This is a genomic window from Streptomyces sp. NPDC002835, assembly GCF_053591995.1.
In genome coordinates this window covers 1-1,410 of the sequence record NZ_JBSFUW010000127.1, presented here as the reverse complement: position 1 = coordinate 1,410, position 1,410 = coordinate 1, and the positions used below count along the sequence as shown (strand labels likewise).

Here is a 1,410-nt window from a genome sequence, read left to right as displayed (position 1 = left end):
TACTGCAACGGTCTTTTGCGTGACGGTGGGGCAGTTTCTGGTGGTGTGTGGCCTCGTCGCTTGTAGTGGCTGATACGGGCTTGGTGTTGTCGTCCGCGTCGCCAGTGTGACCAGTGCAGGACGTGGTCGATGGGTGCTGGGCGGCGGCGAGTGAGGCGGTGGATCAGACGCCTGAGTTCGGGCAGGGTGAGAGGTACGAGCTGGGAGGATCCGTTTCTGCTTTCCCGGTGTCCAGCTCGCGGGCCCGCAGCACGGTGAGGCAGGCGTGGGCGGCCATGGCCAGGGTGATGTGCCGGTGCCAGCCGTCGTAGCGGCGGACCTGGTAGTCGTCCAGACCGCATTCCTGTTTCGCGGTCTGGAAGCATTCCTCGATCGCCCAGCGGCTGCCCGCGATGTGGATCAGTTCGTCGAGTGTGGTGCCGGCGGGGCAGTAGGCGATGTAGTAGGAAATCTCCTCGGGCCGGCGGACGCTGCGGCGGGCGATGACCCAGTGCCGGCGGTCGGGCCGGTGCCAGGGCCGGACTTCGACGCGGGCCCAGTCGAACACCCGCGGGCCATGGGCGCCGTTGCCGCAGGAGCGTCGCTTCCACTTCTGCCGGGGCAGCTCGTGGAACAGGTCGTGGACGGGGTGGTCGATCGCCCGGCGGGTGACCACGGTGTCGTGCCGGGTGGTGGCCATGACGTGAAAGATGTCGGCCTGCTCGAGTTCGTGCCGCCAGCCCTTGCTGAAGCCGTAGGCGGCGTCCGCGGTCACCCACCGGAACGGGATGTTCTCCGCGATCGCGCGTCGGACCATCGCTTTCGCCATGGCGACCTTGGTCTCGAAACCAACGGTGTCGTCGATGCCGGCGCGGCGGCACCGCTCGCGGTCGTCGGTCCACGACGTGGGCAGATACAGCCTGCGGTCGATCAACGTGCGGCCACGACCGGTGGCATAGCCGAGGAACACGCCGATCTGGCAGTTCTCCGTGCGTCCAGCGGTGCCGGAGTACTGCCGCTGAACCCCCGCCGAGCGCACACCCTTCTTGAGGAAGCCGGTGTCGTCGACGATCAGAACCGCCTCCGGGTCGCCGAGGTGCTCGACCACGTAGTCGCGCACGTCGCCCAGGACCTCGTCCGCGTCCCACTCGATCCGATTCAGCAGCCGGTGGATCCGGTCCGGACCCGCATGACCAGCCTCCTCGGCAAGCGTCCAGCCGTTCTTCCGCTCCAACGGAGCGACCAGCCCCCGCATATACGCCAGCGCCGACTCACGCGGCTCACTCCTGGCGAACCGATGCAGGAACCGCTCATGCAGCTCGACCAGCCCCGCCGACCACTCCCGGGCACCCGCCCGCACACTCTCCCACCCCATGACCAGCACAACGCACCAGCCGCCGCCCCGTCACGCAAAAGACCGTTGCAGTACTA

1 protein-coding gene is annotated in these 1,410 nt (G+C 67.9%); it reads right to left on the bottom strand.

Annotated elements, in window-relative coordinates; translation table 11 throughout:
• Positions 1–163: 163 nt before the first annotated feature.
• A complete protein-coding gene (locus ACWD01_RS37445) occupies positions 164–1,354 on the bottom strand; it encodes an IS701 family transposase (RefSeq protein ID WP_451168454.1) in 1,191 nt (396 codons plus the stop codon).
• Between the last annotated feature and the right edge of the window lie 56 nt (positions 1,355–1,410).